20 protein-coding genes are annotated in these 21,215 nt (G+C 67.8%); 11 read left to right on the forward strand and 9 right to left on the reverse strand.

What is annotated here, in order from left to right; all coding sequences use genetic code 11:
• Positions 1 to 13 precede the first annotated feature (13 nt).
• The gene (locus ON20_RS00290; RefSeq protein WP_040832755.1) at positions 14 to 787 is read right to left on the reverse strand and encodes a CPBP family intramembrane glutamic endopeptidase; all 774 of its coding nucleotides are present in this window, start codon (positions 785 to 787) and stop codon (positions 14 to 16) included.
• A gap of 41 nt (positions 788 to 828) precedes the next feature.
• Positions 829 to 1,605 carry a DUF2470 domain-containing protein gene (locus ON20_RS00295; RefSeq protein WP_040832756.1) on the reverse strand — a complete coding sequence of 259 codons (777 nt, stop codon included), beginning with the start codon at positions 1,603 to 1,605 and terminating at the stop codon, positions 829 to 831.
• A gap of 144 nt (positions 1,606 to 1,749) precedes the next feature.
• Here ON20_RS00295 and ON20_RS00300 point away from each other — a divergent pair, with 144 nt between their 5' ends.
• From ON20_RS00300 to ON20_RS00310, 3 genes are all read left to right on the forward strand, one after another.
• Entirely contained in the window at positions 1,750 to 2,211 is a 462-nt protein-coding gene (locus ON20_RS00300; protein ID WP_086008883.1) for a hypothetical protein, read from the forward strand.
• A 172-nt stretch (positions 2,212 to 2,383) separates the two neighbouring features.
• Positions 2,384 to 3,298 (forward strand): prephenate dehydratase, encoded by a 915-nt coding sequence (pheA, locus tag ON20_RS00305; protein ID WP_040832757.1) that lies wholly within the window; start codon positions 2,384 to 2,386, stop codon positions 3,296 to 3,298.
• Positions 3,295 to 3,957 carry a histidine phosphatase family protein gene (locus tag ON20_RS00310; protein ID WP_040832758.1) on the forward strand — a complete coding sequence of 221 codons (663 nt, stop codon included), beginning with the start codon at positions 3,295 to 3,297 and terminating at the stop codon, positions 3,955 to 3,957. Before pheA ends, ON20_RS00310 begins: the two co-directional genes overlap by 4 nt.
• A gap of 60 nt (positions 3,958 to 4,017) precedes the next feature.
• On the opposite strand, the gene ON20_RS00315 is transcribed toward ON20_RS00310, so the two are convergent.
• The 5 genes from ON20_RS00315 to ON20_RS00335 form a co-directional block, all read right to left on the reverse strand.
• On the reverse strand, positions 4,018 to 4,848 hold the full coding sequence (locus ON20_RS00315) for an ESX secretion-associated protein EspG (protein ID WP_040832759.1): 831 nt from the start codon (positions 4,846 to 4,848) through the stop codon (positions 4,018 to 4,020).
• On the reverse strand, positions 4,845 to 6,002 hold the full coding sequence (locus ON20_RS00320; protein ID WP_040832760.1) for a PPE domain-containing protein: 1,158 nt from the start codon (positions 6,000 to 6,002) through the stop codon (positions 4,845 to 4,847). The genes ON20_RS00315 and ON20_RS00320 overlap by 4 nt, the downstream gene beginning before the upstream one ends.
• Before the next feature lie 54 nt (positions 6,003 to 6,056).
• Complete coding sequence (locus tag ON20_RS00325; protein ID WP_040832762.1) at positions 6,057 to 6,389, reverse strand: PE domain-containing protein; 333 nt, start codon at positions 6,387 to 6,389, stop codon at positions 6,057 to 6,059.
• 204 nt (positions 6,390 to 6,593) lie between these two features.
• Positions 6,594 to 6,944: a metallopeptidase family protein gene (locus ON20_RS00330; protein WP_040832763.1), complete on the reverse strand. Its 351-nt coding sequence runs from the start codon at positions 6,942 to 6,944 to the stop codon at positions 6,594 to 6,596.
• Between the two features lie 11 nt (positions 6,945 to 6,955).
• Positions 6,956 to 7,972 carry a septum formation family protein gene (locus tag ON20_RS00335; protein WP_245546907.1) on the reverse strand — a complete coding sequence of 339 codons (1,017 nt, stop codon included), beginning with the start codon at positions 7,970 to 7,972 and terminating at the stop codon, positions 6,956 to 6,958.
• A gap of 435 nt (positions 7,973 to 8,407) precedes the next feature.
• Between ON20_RS00335 and serS the strand changes: the two genes are divergently transcribed.
• The 6 genes from serS (at position 8,408) to ON20_RS00365 (ending at position 16,919) form a co-directional block, all read left to right on the forward strand.
• On the forward strand, positions 8,408 to 9,691 hold the full coding sequence (gene serS / locus ON20_RS00340; RefSeq protein ID WP_040832765.1) for a serine--tRNA ligase: 1,284 nt from the start codon (positions 8,408 to 8,410) through the stop codon (positions 9,689 to 9,691).
• 84 nt (positions 9,692 to 9,775) lie between these two features.
• On the forward strand, positions 9,776 to 11,647 hold the full coding sequence (locus ON20_RS00345) for a putative bifunctional diguanylate cyclase/phosphodiesterase (RefSeq protein WP_245546908.1): 1,872 nt from the start codon (positions 9,776 to 9,778) through the stop codon (positions 11,645 to 11,647).
• Between the two features lie 155 nt (positions 11,648 to 11,802).
• Positions 11,803 to 13,101: an MFS transporter gene (locus tag ON20_RS00350; protein ID WP_051161305.1), complete on the forward strand. Its 1,299-nt coding sequence runs from the start codon at positions 11,803 to 11,805 to the stop codon at positions 13,099 to 13,101.
• A gap of 70 nt (positions 13,102 to 13,171) precedes the next feature.
• Positions 13,172 to 14,125, forward strand: coding sequence for a DUF8832 domain-containing protein (locus ON20_RS00355; protein ID WP_083864415.1), 954 nt, complete (start codon positions 13,172 to 13,174; stop codon positions 14,123 to 14,125).
• Positions 14,126 to 14,152: 27 nt separating this feature from the next.
• The gene (locus ON20_RS00360) at positions 14,153 to 16,396 is read left to right on the forward strand and encodes a heavy metal translocating P-type ATPase (protein WP_040832766.1); all 2,244 of its coding nucleotides are present in this window, start codon (positions 14,153 to 14,155) and stop codon (positions 16,394 to 16,396) included.
• Positions 16,397 to 16,493: 97 nt separating this feature from the next.
• Positions 16,494 to 16,919: a PPOX class F420-dependent oxidoreductase gene (locus tag ON20_RS00365; RefSeq protein ID WP_040832767.1), complete on the forward strand. Its 426-nt coding sequence runs from the start codon at positions 16,494 to 16,496 to the stop codon at positions 16,917 to 16,919.
• Here the strand turns inward: ON20_RS00365 and ON20_RS00370 are convergent.
• The gene (locus tag ON20_RS00370; protein ID WP_040832768.1) at positions 16,909 to 17,673 is read right to left on the reverse strand and encodes a lysophospholipid acyltransferase family protein; all 765 of its coding nucleotides are present in this window, start codon (positions 17,671 to 17,673) and stop codon (positions 16,909 to 16,911) included. The genes ON20_RS00365 and ON20_RS00370 overlap by 11 nt on opposite strands.
• Before the next feature lie 12 nt (positions 17,674 to 17,685).
• Entirely contained in the window at positions 17,686 to 18,510 is an 825-nt protein-coding gene (locus ON20_RS00375; RefSeq protein WP_245546909.1) for a lysophospholipid acyltransferase family protein, read from the reverse strand.
• A 141-nt stretch (positions 18,511 to 18,651) separates the two neighbouring features.
• Between ON20_RS00375 and ON20_RS00380 the strand changes: the two genes are divergently transcribed.
• Complete coding sequence (locus ON20_RS00380; protein WP_051161285.1) at positions 18,652 to 19,581, forward strand: hypothetical protein; 930 nt, start codon at positions 18,652 to 18,654, stop codon at positions 19,579 to 19,581.
• Positions 19,582 to 19,625: 44 nt separating this feature from the next.
• Complete coding sequence (locus ON20_RS00385; RefSeq protein ID WP_040832769.1) at positions 19,626 to 21,185, forward strand: Rieske 2Fe-2S domain-containing protein; 1,560 nt, start codon at positions 19,626 to 19,628, stop codon at positions 21,183 to 21,185.
• The last annotated feature ends 30 nt before the right edge of the window (positions 21,186 to 21,215 follow it).

Raw genomic sequence — 21,215 nt, forward strand, 5'->3', positions numbered from 1 at the left:
AGTACTACCCCGATCAGGGTAGCCAGGAAACCCGTCCGTGCAACGCGCTGTATCCGATATAGGCGATGGTATCGATCACGGCGTGCGCGATGATCAACGGCCACAGGCGGCCGCTACGCTGCCAGTAGCGGCCGAAGACCAGGCCCATCACGATATTGCCGAGCCCACCACCCAGACCCTGGTACAAGTGGTAGCTGCCGCGCAGCAGTGCCGAGGCCAACAGGGCAGAGTTCGCCGACCACCCCAGCGCGCGCAGTCGAGTTATCAGATAGGCCACCACCACGATCTCTTCCGCCACGGAATTGGCGCAGGCCGACAGCACCAGAGCGGGCAGTCGCCACCAGTGTTCGGCCAGTGCGTCCGGTACGATCGTCACGCTGAACCCCAGCGTGTGTGCGATGAGGTAAAGAGCCAACCCGGGCAGCCCGATCACCGTGGCCAGCGCCAGGCCGGGCAACCCGTCCGGACGTAGCCGCGCCCGCGCGAGCCCGATGGCCCGCGGCCCGATTCCGCTGCGCCAGAGCAGATACAGTGCCAGCGCCGCCCAGGCGGCCAACCGCAGCACCCCGAGCAGCTGGAACAGCAGGTCGAGGGTGGGCTGCGCCGAACGTGACGCATTGAGCGCGACGGTCCGATCCCGGAAACCACCCGGCGCCGCGGCGCTGTCGATCAGCGAGAGTATCGCGTTCAGCCCGCTGAGTCCGAAGGTGACACAGAGCACCACGGGTATTTCGAGGCGGATCGCCGTCCGTTCTCGTTCCGTGGTGTCCGGGTTGATATCGCGCATATGCCGAATCTAGGCGCACTTCCGTATGGACTGTGGTGGTGTCAGCCGCGGCGTAGGCCGTTGAGGAAGGGGCAACCCGCGAGGGCGCGGACGGCGCGGCCGAGGGATTCGATGTCCTCGGCGGGGGTGGCGAATGGGAGTCGGAAGTCGTGGTCGCCGTCGAGGCCCTCGATACGCAAGGTGAGGCCATAGCGGTCGAGGGCCAACAGGTGGATTCGGCCGCGCTGTAGCCGGGCGGGCAGGTGGCGTGCCATCCGGGCGACGAGATCGGCGTGATCGGTGTCCATATGGTGGATCCACGCCGATTCCATGGCGCAGAACGGGTCGGGTCGGGCCGTTCGCAGGTCGTCGACGGATACCGATTCGGCGCCGGTGGCGTCGGCGACCACGGCGGAATCGAGAACGAGCCGCAGCAGAGTCGAGGTGTGACCGATATCCAGCAGGGTCGGATCCGGGTGTTCCTCGGCCACCTCGGCGGCGAGCGCGCGCTGGGCCCGTTCCGGTACCACTCGGAGCCGCCCGCGCAGCCAGACCAGGGCGCGTACGGGTTCCCGCAGCGGTAGTGGCGCATGATCGGTGAGTTCGAGTACCGCGTGCGCGGTGATCGCCTCGCCCGTCCCGGGGCCGCCCACGGTGGTCGGGTGGACCGTCGCGCAATCGCGGGGGACGGCGATCACCGTATCGCCGCATTGACGCAGATGGTGCATCGAGGTCGGAATCGGGTCCATACCGGGCAGGGCGAGCACCGCGTTGTCGGCGTGCGCGCAGGCGCTGCGCACCCGTTCGGCGCTCGAGGGGGCGAGGGTCGTAGGTGGCATCAGGGACCTCCACTGCCGGGTGTGCCCGACTTCACGGTGATCAGTTAGGTTACCCTAAGCTAAGCGAACGGCCGGCTCTGTGCAAGGGCTTCGTCGCCCCTACGCCGCCGCACCCCATCGCGGGGCACGGGCTACCGTGAAAAGATGGTTGACGGTGAACCGGTGTTCGTACCGCTGCCAATGCCCGCTCGGCGTGGCCCGTTCGACGCTGCCGGACAACGGTCCGTCGACGGCGCGGGTGCGGACACAGCGGAGATGGGCCTGATCGAAGGTCTGGTCGTGCCCACCGGAACAGGGGAAGCCGCCCGGGCGGTCGACCTGGCCTTGGCCGACGAACACATCGCCGATGTGCTCGCCGAGGTCGCGCATGGTGAGGGCGGTTTCGTGGCCCGCACGGCCGACGGTGAGCGCGCGCTCGCCATTATCGCCGCCACCGCCGCACTGTGCGGGGACAACATTCGAACTGCCCTGGTAACCCCCGATATCCCGTTCCTCACCGGTTTGTCCGATGCGGCCGTGGCGGCCGTGCGCGATGTGTTGCGGGCCATCGAATCCGATGCCCCGACCGAAGTCGAGGAAGTGCTGCGGGCACGACTCGGAACGTGAACAGACGACCAGGCGTATCTCCGCGTTCGCTCCGGCGTGCGCGTTCTCGTCCCTTCGCATTCGCATGCGCCCATGCGTGCCGCGCGTACCTTTGCGTTCGCGCCGGGAGCGGGTCGCCGACGGACGGATGGACGCCGGCTGTGTCCGTTGGCCGAGCAGTAGTCTCGTAGGCGTGCCGCGTATCGCCTACTTCGGACCATCCGGAACATTCACCGAGATGGCTCTCGCCGAATTCGAAGCCGCGGGTTCCTTCGACGGGCCCGTGGAGCGAATAGCCGCGTCCAGCCAGCCCGCGGCACTGGGCATGGTCCGTGCGAAAGATGTCGAAGGCGCGGTGGTGCCGATCGAGAGTTCGGTGGAGGGCTCGATCTCGGCGACCTTGGATTCGCTGGCGGTGGGGTCTCGGTTGCAGATCATCGCCGAGCACGAGCTCGAGGTGAGCTTCACGATCCTCGGCCGACCGGGTACCGGTTTCGGCGATATCGCGACCCTGGCCGCGTACCCCGTGGCGCTCGCGCAGGTGCGTCAGTGGGTCGACTGTGCCCTTCCGCAGGTACGGGTCCACACCTCGGACTCCAACGCCGCGGCCGCCGAGGACGTATGCGCCGGGTTGGCGGATGCCGCGGTGTCCACCGCGCTGGCCGGGGAACGGCTGGGCCTGACCCCGCTGGCCACCGGTATCGCCGACCACGACCAGGCGGTGACAAGGTTCGTGCTGGTGACCCGGCCGCGGGTGGCACCCCCGCCGACCGGTGCCGACCGTACCTCGATCGTTTTCGAACTGCCGAACGTCCCGGGTTCGCTGATGCGCGCATTCGCCGAATTCGCCACCCGTGGTGTCGACCTGACCCGAATCGAGTCGCGTCCTACCCGGACGGGTATGGGTACCTACCGGTTCTACCTGGACTGTGTGGGTCATATCGAGGACACGGCGGTGGCAGAAGCGTTGAAGGCGCTGCATCGCACCGCCCGTGTCCGCTTTCTCGGATCCTGGCCCGCGGCCTCGGCGGTCGGAACACCACCCCCCTCCGATGAGGAACCGGCGCTGTGGCTCACCCGATTGCGGAAGGGGGTTACCGACCTGTGACCGGCAAGCTCATCTTGGTGCGACACGGCGAAACCGAAGGCAATGTCGCCAAAATCCTCGACACCCGCCTGCCCGGCCTACCGCTGACCGAACGCGGTGTGGCGCAGGCGAAGGCATTCGGGACGGCGCTGGCCGCTCCGCCCCGGGTGCTGTTGGGCTCGCCGGCGTTGCGGGCCCAACAGACGGCCGGATATATCGAGTCCGTGGTCGGAGTGCCGGCCGAAGTGCGTGAGGGCGTACACGAGGTGCAGGTAGGAGACCTGGAAGGAGCGGGCAGTGCGGAGGCGCACAAGCTCTTCCAGCGGATCTACCGCTCCTGGCACGAAGGCGAACTGACCCGGCGGATACCGGGCGGGGAATCGGGGCAAGAGGTGTTGGACCGGTATCTGCCGGTGGTCGAGCAGCTGCGTGCCGAATACCTGACACCCCACAGCGTCGGCGACATCCTGTTGGTATCGCACGGTGCGGCGATGCGATTGGTGGGCCGGATCTTGGCCGAAGTGGCACCGCCGTTCACCACGAACAACCATTTGGACAACACCGAAACCATCGAACTCGCGCCGCGCCCCGACGGGGGCTGGGAATGCACGCGTTGGGGCCGTTTCACCCCGCCGTTCGACGTTCCGGTACCGCCGACCGGCGACGACCCGATGGGCTGAAACGATCGGCGGCGACACCGGTTCTGGCCGGGCCGAAGCGCCGAGTATCGGACGCGGGTGCTAGGAGGAAGAGGGCTCGAGCGGGAACTCTTCGCGTTCGGGCAGCGAGTTGATCAGATCCTGCAGCGCGGTGCGCAGCCGCGCCGTGGTGCCGCTGCTGAACGATGTCCACTTGGTGCCGTCGTCCGCGAGGCTCGCGGTGGCGATGAACCGTCCCGCGCGCGTATTGAACACCGCGATGTGGTTGTCGGCGATATCGCGGCCACCGTCGCGGTACACCACACCGACGATCTCGGCATGCGAATAGCAACGCACCATTGCCGAGGCGAGTACCTGCGCGTCCCGCGCCGGATTACCCACCTTACCCAATCGTGCCGCGGTGGCCGCGGCATCGCCGACATCGTCGAAGATGGGGACCAGCTGCTCGGTCGGCGCGTTCATACCGCTGAGCTCGAGCGGTTCGGCCGGGCCGAGCGCCGAGATGACCGGGCCCGGCAGATCATCGGTGGCCTCGTCGATCACATAGGCGTCCGGTCCACGAAGGGTGACAGTGACCAGGTCGTCGCCCTTCGCCAGACACATCCGGCTCACCTGCCCGTCGACGATCAGCCGGAGGGCGACCACCCAGTGGGGGCGGTACAGCCCACGCAGCCGGTCTTCGAGCTCGGGATGAACCTGCTCACCGTCCAGGAGTCCCCGTTCGACGAGTGACCGGGCAGCCAGGTCCATCGCCGCGTCGTGGTCGGCCTGATTGTCGTAGCGGCCCATCGCGTCGAGAACGACAGGCACCTCGTCGATCTCCAGCTTCTCCAGGAGGAACTGCATTTCGTCGAGCGATAACATCACCGCCGCGAGCATGGACGGGCCGCGGCCGGCGCCCAGCACCGTCATTTGCCCGTTCGAGGAGGCTCGGCACCGATCACGCCGTCGGCCACGTAGCGGCCATCGGTGAAGAGATCGTCCTGCAGGTACTCGGGGGCCTTGTGCTCGGTCTCCTCCTCGTTGTCGCGAGCCGTGTGCCCGAGCAGCGGGTTGCCGGGCCCGCCGGTGGCGACCGGTCGGACCGCCATGCTCTCGGTGCGGGCGGCACCGAGGCCCTCGGCGAGCGGAGTGGCGGGCGAGCCCGCGGCGGGCGGTGCACCCCAGCCTTCCGGCAGTTTCAGCGAACCGTTGTGCAGACCCGTGGCGGTGCCGCCGGTCATACCGGCCGAGCGGGTGGCCGCGGCGGCCGCGGCTGCCGGCCCGGTGAGCGCGCCCGGGGCGATCGTGGTCGTCGGTGCGCTCGTGGTCACCGCGGCGGCGATCGCGTTGGCGCCGATATTGCCGACCGTGGTCACACCGGTGGTGGCGACCGAACCGGCGATGTTCGCCGACTGCGTCACGCCGCTCACGATGCCGGGGTTGTTGGCGAGTGCGCCGGCCGCCGCGGCGGCCATCTGCACTGGGTCACCGTTGGCATTCCGGACCCCCTCCTCGAGCGACGGGGTGTCGGCGCGTCCCGCGCCGTTGGCGATCGGCGGCGGAGGGACGAACTCGCCAGGGGTCACCACGGTAGCGGTGACCGCGGCCTCATAGGTCTCCATGGTGAGCGCGGCGCGCAGGTCGAGCGCCGCCTTGGCGGCCTCGGCGGCCTCCGAGGTGCCGTTGAGCACGCCTCCGGTGGAGTGCGCCGCGACCCGGGCCGCGTTGACGGCGGCGATCTCCGGAAGGCTCGGCATCGCGATCGAGGCCACGGTGTAGGCGGTGGCCTGGGACGCGGCCTTGGTACCCAGGGCGGCGGCCATCGTGCTCTGCTGTTCGCTCCACCCCGTGAAGCCGACGAGGCGGGCGAGAGCGCCGAGACCGTTGAAGCCCTGCATACCGACACCCAGTTCGGCCATCACCCGGGTGACGGTGAACGTGGCGTCGGCCCAGGCGCCGGTGAGCGTTCCCCAGGCGGTGGCGGCGGCGGACATCGGGATGGCGTGGGTACCAGCGTTCAACGCGATCGAATTGCCCTCTGCCAATCTGGGCAGCCAGAACACTCCGGTGATACCTGCGGTCATGCGTGTTTCTCCCCTTGTGTGGTTGTCCCTGTTTGTCGCGGCGGTCGCCGGGCGCTAGACGCTGATCGAACCGAACGGAGCGCCGGTGAGCGTCAGCACACCGGCCGACGCGATATCTTGAGCCAGGTAGTGCGCGAGATGGGTGCGCAGGATCGCAGCGGTGTGGTGCAGTTCGAGTACGGCCTGTGCGAGCGCGCCCTGGTGGGTGTGCGCGCCCGTGTTCATATGCCACGCCCCGACCAGCGAGGCCTCGTCGGAACCGGACGCGGCGACGTAGGTCGCGGGTACGGCCAGCGCGCCCGCCGCGGCGAGCCGATCGGCCAACAGATCCAGTTCCGTGGCGGCGAGGAGGATGGCTTCGGGAGTGACGTCAAGGTTGCCAATCAAGTCTCGACTCCTTCTTGTCGTGGCTGTTGGGCGGAACCACGAGAATTCCCCCTACGAGTAGATTGGACGCAACGGCCGCGGCTGCGGTTCCATCGAATCCGAACTTTCTTCCGGTTGTTCTCAGTGCCCCCGACCGGTGTGCGCGATCCCCCTGCAGGTTCCCACATACAAGCGGCCCGGGTGCGAATGTCTCGGGCTAATAGCCTATCCCCATCCCAGCTGATGCAGCCGCTCTTCGTCAATCCCGAAATAGTGTGCGATTTCGTGGATCACGGTGACCGCCACCTCGTCGACGACCTCGGCCTCGTCCGCGCAGATCGCCAGCAGCGCATCTCGGTAGATGGTGATGGTGTCGGGAAGCGAACCGCCGTAATGGCTGTCGCGTTCGGTGAGCGCGATCCCGTGATAGAGGCCGAGCAGATGTGGATCCTCGGGATGGCGTGACTCGATCAGCACGACCACGTTCTCGATGGCGCGTGTCAGCTCCGGCGGAATCAGGTCGAGCGCGTCGGCGACCAACTCCTCGAAGCGCTCCTCGGACATGGAGACCGGCATGGTCGATTGATCTACCTCGGTGCGGGATGTGGTTCCGGCTGCGGAGGCAGCGGCGCCGCGCCCGGCAGCGGTGGGGGAGTGAAGCGCCCGGAGTTCGGCGGCGGCACCGGCGCCTGCCCGTTGACGAGGATATCGCCGCGGGCCGACCCGACGATCGGCGCAAAACCCTCCTGGTCGGTGCCCTTTCCGATCATGCAGTTCAGCTTGCGGCTTCCCGCCAGCCAACTGCGCACATCGATATAGTCGAAGAACACCGTCAAGGTCTTGTTGCGCAGCACATCCGGACCGCCGAGGTAATCATTGGAGGCACGCCCGCACTCCTCCTCGAGGAACTTCTCCTGCTCCTCCTTCGACGGTGGTCCGCCGGAGAACCGGGCGCCCAGATCGACCACGGACGACATCTCGACGGAGTGCTCCTGCGCGCAATCCACCTGATCGGTCGGCAGGTTCTGGTTGATACCGAGACAGACCCCGGGCCGGTAGACCTTCGACTGGTCTCCCTCGGCGACGCGTCCGGTCTTCGGCAGTGGGTTCCCACTGAGCCCGGGAACCTGCAGGCCGCAGCGCAGGATCCGGTCGCCGGACCGGGTCCAGCCGTCGTTGCTGGGATACATCAGTCCGACGGCGTAGCGCCCGCGCGGATCGAATTTCCCGGTCAGATAGCGCTGCGCGGCGGGTACGCAGTGCTCTTCCCGGAGTTCGTTGAGCCGCAGCGAATCCGGCCAGCGCGAGTTCGGCCCGAACTCCGCACCCGGGTACCGGCTCAGATCTATCGTGTCGGTGACCTCGAACAGATGCCCGTTCGCGCAATCCAATTCGACCAGGTCGGAGTGGTCGGGGGCGGTCCAGGTGAGGCAGTCACCGGGGCCGACGGAGGCGAAGATCTTCTCGGCCCGGCCCGCGGCGATGGGGCTGCTCGCCTGCAGACCAGAGTTGTCGTAGCCGGTGACGAACATCGTCACCAGTGCCGCGGACACGGCGCCCACCGCGACGGCGAGCAGGCCCCAACGCATTTGACGCGCGGACAACCGCAGCTGTTCATTCGTTCCGGTCGCACTCGACCCGTTCCGCTTCGGCCCGGCCGACCGGCGCCACGGGCCGGATCGGCCCAACGCCGAGCCCAGTGATCGGGTGGAGAGAGACCGTCGACCGGAAGACCGACCGGTCGCGCGGCGGCGGGCCGGGCGACCGGCGCGCGAGCGCGACGATTCGCCGTACCGGGTTTCGGACGGGAACATGGGCGCATCATCGGAGGACATCGCGATCCATCATGGCAGTGTGGGGCACAAACATGCCACGACCCCGCCGAGTGGTGTCACGGATCGACCGCTGTATCGGATGGGCGGCCGTGCTGTGCCTGCGTGGTGACGCTGCGCTGCCTCCTTCGGCGCCGACGCTCGGCCGTCGTGTCGGACCGATACTCGGTTGAGTGCCCGAAACGGCGGCAACTAGGCTGGTCGGCCATGATCGATCTCCGACTTCTGCGCGAAGATCCCGACCTGGTCCGTGCTTCACAGCGGGCCCGGGGTGAGGACCCCACGCTCGTCGACGCGTTGCTCGAGGCGGACGTCGCGCGTCGGGCCGCGGTCGCCACCGCCGATCGACTGCGCGCCGAGCACAAGGCCATGGGCAAGCAGATCGGCAGGGCGGCCAAGGAGGAGCGCCCCACGCTGCTGGCGCAGGCGCAGGAGATGTCGGTCAAGGTCAAGGAGGCCGAGGTCGCGCAGCACGCCGCCGACCGGGAGCTGGATGCCGCGCACCGCGCCATCTCCAATATCGTCATCGAGGGGGTGCCCGCCGGTGGTGAGGACGATTTCGTCGTATTGGAGACCGTCGGAACCGCACCGGAATTCGATTTCACCCCTCAGGACCATCTGGAGCTGGGCGAATCGCTCGGCCTGATCGACACCGAGCGCGGGGCGAAGGTGTCCGGCGCCCGCTTCTACTTCCTCACCGGCTACGGCGCACTGCTGCAGTTGGGATTGCTGCAGCTGGCGGCGCAGCGAGCGGTGGCACATGGTTTCACCATGATGATCCCCCCGGTGCTGGTTCGACCGGAGATCATGGCGGGCACGGGCTTTCTCGGGCGGCATTCGGCCGAGGTCTACCACCTGGCCGACGACGATCTGTACCTGGTCGGCACCTCGGAGGTGCCGATGGCCGGCTACCACGCCGACGAGATCCTGGACCTGAGTGACGGCCCGAAACGCTACGCGGGCTGGTCGTCGTGCTTCCGCCGGGAGGCCGGCAGCTACGGCAAGGACACCCGGGGCATCATCCGGGTGCACCAGTTCGACAAGGTCGAGATGTTCGTCTACTGCCGTCCCGAGGATGCCGAGGCCGAACATCAGCGGCTGCTGGGGTGGGAGCGGGATATGCTCGCCGCCATCGAGGTGCCGTATCGGATCATCGATGTCGCGGCGGGTGATCTGGGCTCCTCGGCGGCCCGGAAATTCGACTGCGAGGCCTGGGTGCCCAGCCAGGGCACCTATCGCGAGCTCACCTCGACGTCGAACTGCACCACCTTCCAGGCCCGCAGGCTGTCCGTACGCTACCGGGACGAGAACGGGAAACCACAGGTCGCCGCCACCTTGAACGGGACCCTGGCGACCACTCGCTGGCTCGTGGCGCTGTTGGAGAACCATCAGCGGGCCGACGGCTCGGTCCGTGTGCCCACCGCTCTGGTGCCGTTCGTGGGCACCGAGATGCTGACGGCCGCCGGTAATTCGCGCCCCGCCGGGGTATAGCAAGGGTTCGCCGTATGTGATACGGGGTACCCTTCATGCCCCGTTGTGGCAACCTCGACAGACGCTGTTGTCTAGGCTGTGGTCGTGCGAGGAATCGGGTCTCGCGGCGATACCCGAACCCGGGTGCGGGCCGCGTCTGCGTTGGCGACGGCCATGGTGATGTCCCGAACGACCGGGGCGTTCTATGTCATGGGCGGCGCTCTTGGTCTTCTGGTGACCGCTGTCGCGCCCACGCGCGTGCTGAGCCCGGCCGATGTCGGCAACCGGGTGCTGGTCGGTTCCGCGGCCGTGGTGGCGCTGCTGCTGGGTATCAGCCTGCTGGGGTGGGGGCCGCGGCTGCCGCACTGGCTGCACCACGGCTATGTCGCGGTGGCCACGGTGCTGGTCACCATTGCCGTACATTCGTTCCCGAATACCGTCGGGGCGATAACCCTGGCCGGATTCTATGCCTTCGTCGCCTGTGACGCCGCGCTGTTCTTCGCCTGGACGCAGGCGTTCGCGCATATCGCCTTCGCGATCGTGCTGTGTCTGCTCGTGATGCCCTCCCGGGCCGGGCTGCCGTGGTGGTCCGGCATCGTCCCGGCGGGGGTGACGTTCGGTGTCGGCGTGGTGGTCGGCATCCTGACCCGGATGGCGTCGGAAGCCGATATCGATGTGCTGACCGGTCTGCTCAACCGGCGGGGATTCGACCGCGCGGTCAACACCGCGATCGAGAACTCGACCCGGTCCGGTGAGAGCCTGGCCCTTGTGCTGGTCGACCTGGACCGGTTCCAGAAGGTCAACGACCACCTCGGGCATCGAGCCGGGGACGCCGTCCTGCAGAAGATCGCCGATACCTGGGCGGGCCTGCTGGAACCCGGCCAGACCCTGGCCCGCTACGGCGGCGACGTCTTCGCCGTGCTGCTGCCCGGTACCACCGAACAGGCCGCGATCCTGCTCACCGAGAAGCTACGGGCGGCGATTACCACCGGTTGCTCGGCGGGTGTCACCTCATGGCAGCGGGGTGAATCCGGTTCGCTGTTGGTGAGCCGCGCCGATGTCGGCCTGTACCGGGCCAAGCAGTCGGGCCGCAACCGGTCGGTATTGGAGTCCTCGCGGCAGACGCCGTTGGCCGTGGAACTGCGGGAAGCGATCGAACAGGGCACCCTGGACGTGCACTATCAGCCGATCGTCAGCCTCGGTGAAGGCGACAGCGGCAAGGCTGTCGGCGTGGAGGCACTGCTGCGCTGGTCGTCCAACGCCCAGCCGGATGTCACCACCGAAGGGCTGATCCGGGTCGCCGAGGAATACGACCTCATCTCCGATCTGGACGAGTTGGTGCTGCGCCGCGCCTGCACCGACGCCGCCGAACTGCGGCAGACCTTCGCCCAGCTGGACCTCACGCTGAACGTGAACGTCAGCGGTCTGGAACTGGCCGAGACCGGCTATGCGGACCGGGTGGCGAAAATCCTCACCGATACCGGGTGGCCGGCACACCAGTTGGTCCTCGAGGTCACCGAAAGCGAGTTGGCCGCCGAATCCGAGACCGCCATCGCGAATCTGCACATTCTGCGCGAACGGGGCGTCCGGATAGCCATCGACGATTTCGGTACCGGCTATTCGTCGTTGAGCCGGTTGGCCACCCTGCCCAGCGACATCATCAAGGTCGACCAGTCCTTCGTGGCCGCGATCCGCTCCGATTCGCCCGCGCCGCCGTTGCTCGGGGTTATCGCCGCCCTGAGCAAATCGCTCGATCTGCAGGTCATCGCGGAGGGCGTGGAGACCGAACACCAGGCCGCGGTGCTCACCGAACTGGGATTCGCGCTGGCGCAGGGCTATCACTACAGCGAATCGCATCCGGTCGCCGCGTTGATCGACGACTTGAACGAGAAACAGGGCAGGATCGGCGCGGGTTCCGCCCGCGAGCTCGACGGTGCCGCACCGGCGGATGCCAACGGCTGGGTGCCGCTCGACTGAGGGTGCCGGGACGCGCCGGTGGTCGGTTTATTCGCTTGACGGCCCGTGGACCGGTGCACATGCTTGTGGGCATGCGTCTGCTCTTCTACCACCGTTGACCCGGTCGGACGGGTGCCGACCGGCGGGCCGGACTCCGCGCGCTCACCGTGCGCGCGGTGTTGTTCACCGGTACCGGTGACCTGATCCCCTATTACGCGCTCTACGCGCTGTTGTTCGCCGACCACGGACTCGGCCCCGGACAGATCTCGCTGCTGCTCGCCGTCTGGTCCATGACGACCTTCTTGCTCGAGGTGCCCTCCGGTGCCTGGGCCGACACCGTCTCGCGGCGTGGTCTGCTGGTGCTCAGCGGGGTGCTGCTGACCACGGGTTTCGTGCTGTGGACGGTGGTACCGTCCTATCTCGGTTTCGCGCTCGGTTTCGTGCTGTGGGGTGTGTCGAGCGCGCTGCGCTCCGGCACCTTCGAGGCGTTGCTGTACGATGAACTCACCGCGTACGGCTCGGGGTGGGCCTACCCGCGCATTCTCGGATATGCCAGGGCCGCGACCGAGGTCGCGGCCCTCCTCGGCATTCTCGCGGCCACTCCGTTGTATCTGTGGGGCGGTTACGCGCTCGTCGGTTGGGTCAGTGTCGCGTTCGCGGCCGGGCACACGGCCCTGGCCGGCACGCTGCCCGCGGCACCGAAAAGCGTTTCGACGACGGATGTGGACGAGCTCGCAGACGCCGCCGGCGTGCCGAGCGAGCCGCGACCGGTCGAGCCCACCGCCGCACCGGCCGCTTCGGGATCGGTCTCCCGCTATCTCGCGATGTTGCGCACGGGAGTGACGGAGGCGGTGCGGGTACGGGTGGTCCGGCGCGGTGTGGTGCTCGCCGCGCTGTTGGCCGGGATCACCGCGTTCGACGAGTATTTCGCCCTGGTCGCCGCGGAAGCCGGCGCCGCGACGGCGGTGGTTCCGGTGCTGGTCGGCGTGACGGTGCTCGGATCGCTGCTCGGATCGAGCCTGGCGGGCCGCACGGCGGAGGTCGGCGCCCGGGCCTTGGCGGTCGCGCTCGGTATCGGGGGTGTGCTGTTCCTGGTGGGTGCGGTCGTCGCGGGGTTGGCGGTGCGCCGACCGGATGCGGTGTATGTGTTCACCGGTCTCGGGTTCACGGCTATTGCCGCCTCCTACGGCATCGTCTACAACGCGGCTGTCCTCGCCGAGGCCCGATTGCAGGACGCCATCGAAGGTCGGGCCCGAGCCACTGTCACCTCGGTGGCCGGTCTGCTGGAGGAGGTGGTCGCTCTGGTGGTGTTCGGGTTCGTCGCGTCGGCGACGCTGTGGTTGTCGATGGCGTCGACCGTCGCCCTGCTCGGAGTCGCGATCCTGGGTATCGCCGTATTGACCCGTTCCTGGTTGCCGCGCCGTGGTGAACCGGGAGGTCACGCCGCGGAACAGCTGGTTGACAAAATACCCTAGGGGGGTATGGTAGGGCCAAGGGCGACGGTGCGGACGTCGCCGTACAGGCCAACCCTGAATGGAGCACCCGATGAAAACCCCCATGAAATTCGCCGGTTTCGCGGCCGGCTTGGTCGCGGTCTTCGGGATCGCGCTGGGGATCGGAGCCCTGGTCGGTCCCACCGGCGAGGACGCGAGCGCGCACGGAAACGGACCGCACGAACCCACCCCGTCCGATGGTGAGGAGGCGGGAGGGCTGACGAGTACCAAGGGCGGCTACACGCTGGCTCTGGAGGATCCGACCGTGGACGCGGGTCCGCAGGTGCCGGTGCGGTTCCGGATCCTGGACGCCGAGGGGGTGCCGGTCACCCGTTACACCCCGAACCACGAGAAAGACCTGCATCTGATCGTGGTGCGGCGGGACATGGCCGCGTTCCGGCACCTTCACCCGGTGCTCGACGAGCAGGGCACCTGGAGCGCACCGGTGGACCTGAGCCACGCCGGGGACTACCGCGTCTTCGCCGATTTCGTCACCGCCGACGGACAGGCGTTCACCCTGGGCTCGGAGCTGCGAGTGGCGGGCGACTACCATCCACAATCGCTGCCGAAGGCGACCACCGGTACTACCGTCGACGGGTACACCGTCACACTCGACGGCACACTCGTCCAGGGACGGACCTCGACCGTGACACTCACCGTCTCCCGCGACGGGAGGCCTGTCACCGATCTGGAGCCCTACCTGGGGGCATACGGACACTTGGTGGCGCTGCGGGCTACCGACCTCGGTTACCTGCACGTCCACCCGGAAGGGCACCCCGGTGACGGAGTGACGAAGGCCGGGCCCGGTATCGCCTTCGCGGTGAACGCGCCGAGCGCCGGAGACTACCGGCTGTTCCTCGACTTCCAGCACCGCGGGGTAGTCCACACGGCCGAATTCACTGTGACCGCCGCATCTGGCACCTCGGTGATCGGCGCCCACCCCGAGCCCCCGACAGGTGGCACCGAGCACACCCCCCACCCGGGTCACTCGGGCCACGGAAACTGACCGGCCGAATACCGAACGGAGCGCATCATGACCACGGCCCAGCAGCCCACCGGCCAGGTCGAACTGGTGATCGGCGGGATGACCTGCGCGTCCTGCGCGAGTCGTATCGAGAAGAAACTGAACCGGCTCGACGGTGTCGTCGCGAGCGTGAACTACGCGACGGAGAAGGCGCGCGTCGACTTCACCGGGGATATAGCCCCGGAGGATCTGGTGGCCGTGGTCGAGCAGGCCGGCTACACCGCCACCCTGCCGCGACCGGCCGACGCCGACACCGAGACGGCCGACGAGCCGGACCCGACAGCGTCGCTGCGGACCCGGTTGCTGGTGTCGTTGGTGCTGACCGTTCCGGTGATCGCCATGGCGATGGTCCCGGTGTTGCAGTTCACCAACTGGCAGTGGCTGTCGCTGACGCTGGCCGCGCCGGTGGTGGTGTGGGGTGCACTGCCGTTCCACCGTGCGGCGTGGACGAATCTGCGGCACGGCACGGCGACCATGGACACGCTGGTCTCCATGGGTACCCTGGCCGCCTTCGCCTGGTCGGTCTACGCCCTGTTCTGGGGTACCGCCGGTATTCCCGGGATGACCCACCCGTTCGAACTCACCATCGCCCGCATGGACGGCACCGGCAATATCTACCTGGAGGCCGCCGCCGGTGTCACCACCTTCATCCTGGCCGGGCGCTACTTCGAGGCCAGGTCCAAGCGTCGAGCCGGAGCGGCACTGCGGGCACTGCTGGAACTCGGCGCCAAAGAGGTGTCGGTACTGCGGGGCGGAACCGAACAGCGGATACCGGTGGATCAGCTCGCGGTCGGCGACCGTTTCGTGGTGCGTCCCGGCGAGAAGATCGCCACCGACGGGGTGGTTGAGGACGGCTCCTCGGCCGTGGACGCGTCCATGCTGACCGGGGAATCCATCCCGGTGGAGGTCGGCCCGGACGATTCGGTGGTCGGGGCGACGGTCAATGTCGGCGGTCGGATCGTGGTGCGTGCCACCCGGGTCGGCTCGGACACTCAGCTGGCGCAGATGGCGAAACTGGTGGAGGACGCCCAGACCGGCAAGGCGCGGGCGCAGCGTCTGGCGGACCGCATCGCCGGGATCTTCGTCCCGATCGTCATCGCCCTGGCGGTGGCCACCCTCGGCTACTGGCTGGGTACCGGCGGCGCGGTGGCCGCGGCCTTCACCGCCGCCGTGGCGGTGTTGATCATCGCCTGCCCGTGCGCGCTGGGTCTGGCCACCCCGACCGCGCTGATGGTCGGCACCGGCCGCGGCGCCCAGCTCGGCATCCTCATCAAGGGCCCCGAGGTCCTGGAATCGACCCGGCGGGTGGACACGGTGGTGCTGGACAAGACCGGCACCGTCACCGCGGGCAAGATGACCCTGCACGAGGTGATCGCCGCCGACGGCGAGCGGGCCGAACGCGTTCTCGAACTGGCGGGAGCGCTGGAAAACGCCTCCGAACACCCCGTCGCCCAGGCCATCGCCAAGGGCGCCCGGGAGCGGGTCGGCGAGCCGAAACCGGTCGAGGGCTTCGCCAATGTCGCCGGACTCGGCGTACACGGCGTGGTGGACGGGCACGCCGTGGTCATCGGCCGCACCGGCCTGCTCGCGGACTGGTCGCTGCACTTGGACACCGAGCTGGAGCGGGCGATGCGCGCGGCGGAGGCCGAAGGCCGCACCGCCGTGGCGATCGGCTGGGACGGCCGGGTCCGCGGTGTGCTGGTCGTCTCCGACACGGTGAAACCGACCTCCGCCGAAGCGGTGGCACAGCTGCGCGGCCTCGGCCTGACGCCGATCATGCTCACCGGCGACAACGAGGCGTCGGCCCGGGCGATCGCGGCGCAGGTCGGTATCGACGAGGTGATCGCGGAGGTGCTGCCGCAGGACAAGGCGGCCGTGATCGAACGCCTCCAGAACGAGGGCAAGGTTGTCGCCATGGTCGGCGACGGTGTCAACGACGCGGCCGCCCTGGCCCGCGCCGATCTGGGCCTGGCCATGGGCACCGGCACCGATATCGCTATCGAGGCGAGCGATCTGACCCTGGTTCGCGGCGATCTGCGGGCCGCCGTCGACGCCATCCGCCTGTCCCGCCGCACCCTCGGGACCATCAAGGGCAACCTGTTCTGGGCCTTCGCCTACAACGTCGCCGCCATCCCGTTGGCCATGGCGGGCCTGCTGAATCCCATGCTCGCCGGGGCAGCCATGGCCTTCTCCTCGGTGTTCGTGGTCAGTAACAGCCTGCGACTGCGCCGGTTCCGCTCCACCGCGCGCTGAGCCGGCGTCGGGCCGGAGATACCACCGGACAGCGTGCCGTACCTCCTGCCCGGACACGCCGAGGAATTAATCTTGTCGCCGAACGGTAGAAGAACACATGAAACTCGACGATTCGGCCCGCGCGCTCATCGGTTCGGGTGCCGATGCCACTCTGGTCACCCTCAATTCGGACGGAAGTCCTCAGGTCAGCCTGGTATGGGTGGCTCTCCGATCGACACCCGAGGGCGATGAATTGGTCGTGGCGCATCTGAGCGAACACAGGAAGGTACGCAATGTCCGCCGCGACGGGCGAGTGGCCCTCACCATCGTCTCGCCGGAACGCGGCGAGGTGATGCGCCCCTACCTCTCGATCACCGGGACCGCCCGGATCGTCGAGGGCGGGGCACCCGAGCTCCTCGCCGATCTGGCGAAGACCCTGGCGAGTCCCGGTGTCGAGTTCCCGCCCCCGGACGCACCGCCCGGATACCTCACCCGGATACGAATCGACAAGGTCGGCGGTGTGGGCCCCTGGGTCACCGGCTGACCGGCCGATCCCGCGCCAGGTCTCGGGCGCGGCGGCGCGCCCATTCCTCCTGTTCGAGGACAGCGGCTTCGGCAGGGGTGGGTGCGCTGCCCCCGAACCGGGCGGGTACCCACGGTTGGCCCGGTGGCATCGGGTATCCGTCCTGGGCGGCGGTGAGCAGATCGTCCATGCGTGCGCGCAGGGTCGTGGTCAGTTCACCGGTGTTGCCGCCAGGGGCCAGGGGGGACCCGATGCGGATGTTCACCGGAAAGCTGTGGCGGCCCAACTGCCTCGGGAATCCCTTGGTCCAGATGCGGTGGGCGCCCCAAATGGCCATCGGGACGATCGGGACATCCGCTTCCAGGGCCATACGCGCGGCACCTGATTTGAATTCCTTCAGCTCGAAACTGCGGCTGATGGTCGCCTCGGGATACACCACGACCACTTCGCCCGCGCGCAGAGCGGTGACCGCGCGGTCATAGGATTCCGCGCCCGCGGTGCGATCGACACCGATCGCCTTACAGTGCTTCATGAGAAAACCGACGATGCCGTGCTCGAGTTCGGCCTTCATCATGAATCGGACATTGCGTCCGGACCGGTGACCGACCAGGCCGACCTCGATGAAGTCCAGGTATGAGGTGTGGTTCACGGCGAGGACGGCGCCGCCGGAGCGTGGCATATTCTCCTGGCCGTCGATATCGACGCGCAGTCCCTGCACGGCGACCACGGTCCGAGCCAGTCCGGTGAGAATATCGAAAACCGGTTCACGGGCCATTACGAACTCCTGTTATTGCTGTGCGGTCTCCTCGCCCGCATCGGTCTTCTCGTGCCCGGACCGGTCGCCGTTCGCGTCGTCGGCCTCGGGTTTGCCCCTCGTCCGTATGCGGGCGAGCCTTTCCGCGGCTTCGGCGGCGTCCATGGCATCGGCTTCTTCCAGGGTAGGCGCGCTGCCGCCGAGACGGGCCGGCACCCAATACGCGCCGGGCTCGTGCACGTAGTCCTGCTGGATTTCGCGCAGTAGCCGCTGCATGGTGGAGCGCAGTTCGGCGGTGAGCTCGGCGATGGGCTCGTAGGGCCGGATCGGGGCGCCGACGGCGATGGAAATGGGGGTGTTGGTACGGCCCAGCCTTTTCGGGTGGCCCTTCGTCCACACCCGCTGAGCGCCCCAGATCACCATCGGGATGATCGGTACGTCCGCTTGCAGGGCCATACGCGCGGCACCGGATTTGAATTCCTTGATCTCGAAGCTGCGGCTGATGGTCGCTTCGGGGTACACACCCACGAGTTTCCCGCGGCGCAGATATTCCACGGCGGCCTTGTAGGAATCCGCGCCCGCGGTGCGGTCCACCGGAATATGCTTGAGTGCGCGCATAATCGGACCGGAGATCTTGTTGTCGAAGACCTCTTTCTTGGCCATGAACCGGATATAGCGTTTCGATGTGCGAACCGGTAGACCCGCGTAGGTGAAGTCCATATAGCCGGTGTGGTTGACCGCGATCACGGCGCCACCCGTGGTCGGGATATGTTCATCACCGGTGACGGTGAACTTCAGGCCCTGGACGAAGAAGACGGTCCGGGCCAGGCCGATGATCGTCCGGTAGACGGGTTCCACAAGTTCGCTAGCGTAGTCGCTGCCGTTTCGTCCGGCAGCGGCCTGCCCGCAGCGCGATACTCACGTACATCGTCGCCGGCGCGGACCGTCAACGTCCGGGACCGCAAAACCCGCTCGTCCCGGCTCGAGTCGTAATGAAAGGTGATCGTCGAAGTGGAACTCGCCCAACGGCTATCGGCGACCGGTCGCGACCGGCGTCGTTGGACGACGCGCGCCGTGAGCGCGGGAATCGCCGTGGCCGGCGCCCTGCTCGGCACCGGATGCGATTCCGTCTCCGGTATCCAGGACGAGTACGCGGATCCGCGGGCCGCGGCCGAAGCCCCGGCAGAGACCGTCGCACCGACCACCGCGCTATCCGGCCTCCCGGTCGTCGGGCCGGAAACCGCCGACCTGCCCCCCGTGCCCGCGGACGCCCCCGAGGTCGGCGCTGTCGCCGGGATGCCGGAGGCCGGGCCGGCCCTCCGGCGTTTCGCCGCCGACCTGGCGGCCGGTGATACCACCGCCCTGCAGGCGCGCTGCTGGATGATCCCGCCGCTGACCTCGGCCGATATGTACGCCGACAGCACGGGGGTACTGGCCACCCTGTCCGGGCCCGGCACTCTCGCGGACGACAGGATCACTTGGTCCGACGACACCTATACGCTCACCGTCGAGACAACCACCGTCGAGTCCGGTTACGCCTGCCCGCGGGTCCACGCGGCCGGTACGGAACCCGCCTACGACACCGCCGACGCCCGACACGCCGTGCGTCGCTACCTGGCCCGACTCGTCGGGGAACCGCTCGATCCCGCCGACCGGGAGGACACCTATCCGCTGGTCTGCCGCGCGACCCCGGCGAACTGGGACCCGGCGGGCACCGGCAGCCCGGTTCCCGCGCCGCTGGCGAACAAGCCGAGCGCGCTGACCGGGACCACCGCGTTCGCCGATCAGGAGATCAGCTCCGAGCAGATCGGCCCCGGCTATATCGCAGTGCGGGTGCCCGTGACGAACGCTTCCGGGGTGACCCGGAGCCGAGTATTCACCGTGACCGAGACCACCGATGGCCACTGCATCGGTGACGTGACGCCCTGACCCACTACCCTGGATGGCCGGCAACGGTCAAGAGGAGCAAGCTCGTGCAGATCACCAGCGTCGGACACGCAGGTTTCCATATCCGAACCGCGGCCGGGACGATCCTCTGCGATCCCTGGGTCAACCCCGCCTACTTCGGTTCGTGGTTCCCATTTCCCGACAACACCGAGTTGGACTGGGACGAACTGGGCAATTGCGATTTCCTGTATGTCTCCCATCTGCACCGCGACCATTTCGACGCGAAAACGCTGGCCGATCACGTCAACAAGGACGCCACCGTTCTGCTGCCCAACTATCCGGTCCCGGATCTGCGGCGCGAACTGGAGAAACTGGGCTTCCACAAGTTCTTCGAAACCGAGGATTCGGTCAAGCACACCGTCGAGGGCCCGGGCGGCGAGCTGGACATCATGATCATCGCGCTGCGCGCGCCGGCCGACGGTCCGATCGGCGATTCCGGTTTGGTGGTCTCCGACGGCGAAACCACCTGCTTCAACATGAATGATGCCCGCCCGGTGGATATGGACGTCCTGCACGAGGCGTTCGGCCGGATCGATATCCACCTGCTGCAGTACTCGGGCGCCATCTGGTATCCGATGGTCTACGACATCCCGACGCGCACGAAATCGAATTTCGGCAAGCAGAAACGGCAGCGTGGTATGGACCGGGCCCGCAGCTATATCGAACAGGTCGGCGCCACCTGGGTGGTCCCGTCGGCCGGTCCACCGGTCTTCCTGGACGAGGAACTGCGCTATCTCAACGACGATCACGGTGACGAGGGCAATATCTTCCCCGACCAGATGGTTTTCCTGGAGCAGATGCGCGTCCACGGTAATTCCGGCGGTGTGCTGATGATCCCGGGGTCGGTGGCCGAGGTCCACGGTGCCGAGCTGAAACTCATCCACCCCTACGATCCCACCGAGATCTGGAACGACAAGGCCGCCTTCATCGAGAAGATGGCCCAGAAGATGGCGCCGGTGCTGGAACGGGAGAAGCGGTCGTGGGCGCCCGCCGAGGGCGAGCCGCTGCTGCGGCCGCTTCAGGAGCTGTTCGAACCGCTCATGGCGCAAAGCGACCTGATCTGCGACGGTATCGGCTATCCGGTGGGCCTGGTGATGGGTGACGAGACCGTGGTGCTGGACTTCCCCAAGCGAACCGTGCGCGCCCCCATCGACGGCGAGGGTCGATACCGCTACGGCTTCCGAATCGCCCCTGAACTGGTGCGTACGGTGCTGCGCGACAACGAACCCGACTGGGTGAACACCATCTTCCTGTCCACCCGCTTCCAGGCGTGGCGCATCGGCGGCTACAACGAATTCCTCTACACCTTCTTCAAATGCCTCACCGACGAGCGCATCGCCTACGCCGACGGCTGGTTCGCCGAGGCGCACGACGATTCGGCCTCGGTGGAACTCGATGGCTGGGAAGTACAGCGCCGCTGCCCGCATCTGAAGGCGGACCTGTCCAAATTCGGGGTGGTGGAGGGCACCACGCTCACCTGCAATCTGCACGGCTGGCAGTGGGATCTGGAGTCGGGCCGGTGCAAGACCTCCAAGGGACACGAACTGCGGTCCCGCGAACTCACCGACCAGGCGGTCGAGCAGTAGCCCGTCCGAGCCGGCCTGCCCGGCCGTAGG

This window comes from Nocardia brevicatena NBRC 12119 (assembly GCF_000308495.1).
In the GTDB taxonomy this organism is placed as follows: domain Bacteria; phylum Actinomycetota; class Actinomycetes; order Mycobacteriales; family Mycobacteriaceae; genus Nocardia; species Nocardia brevicatena.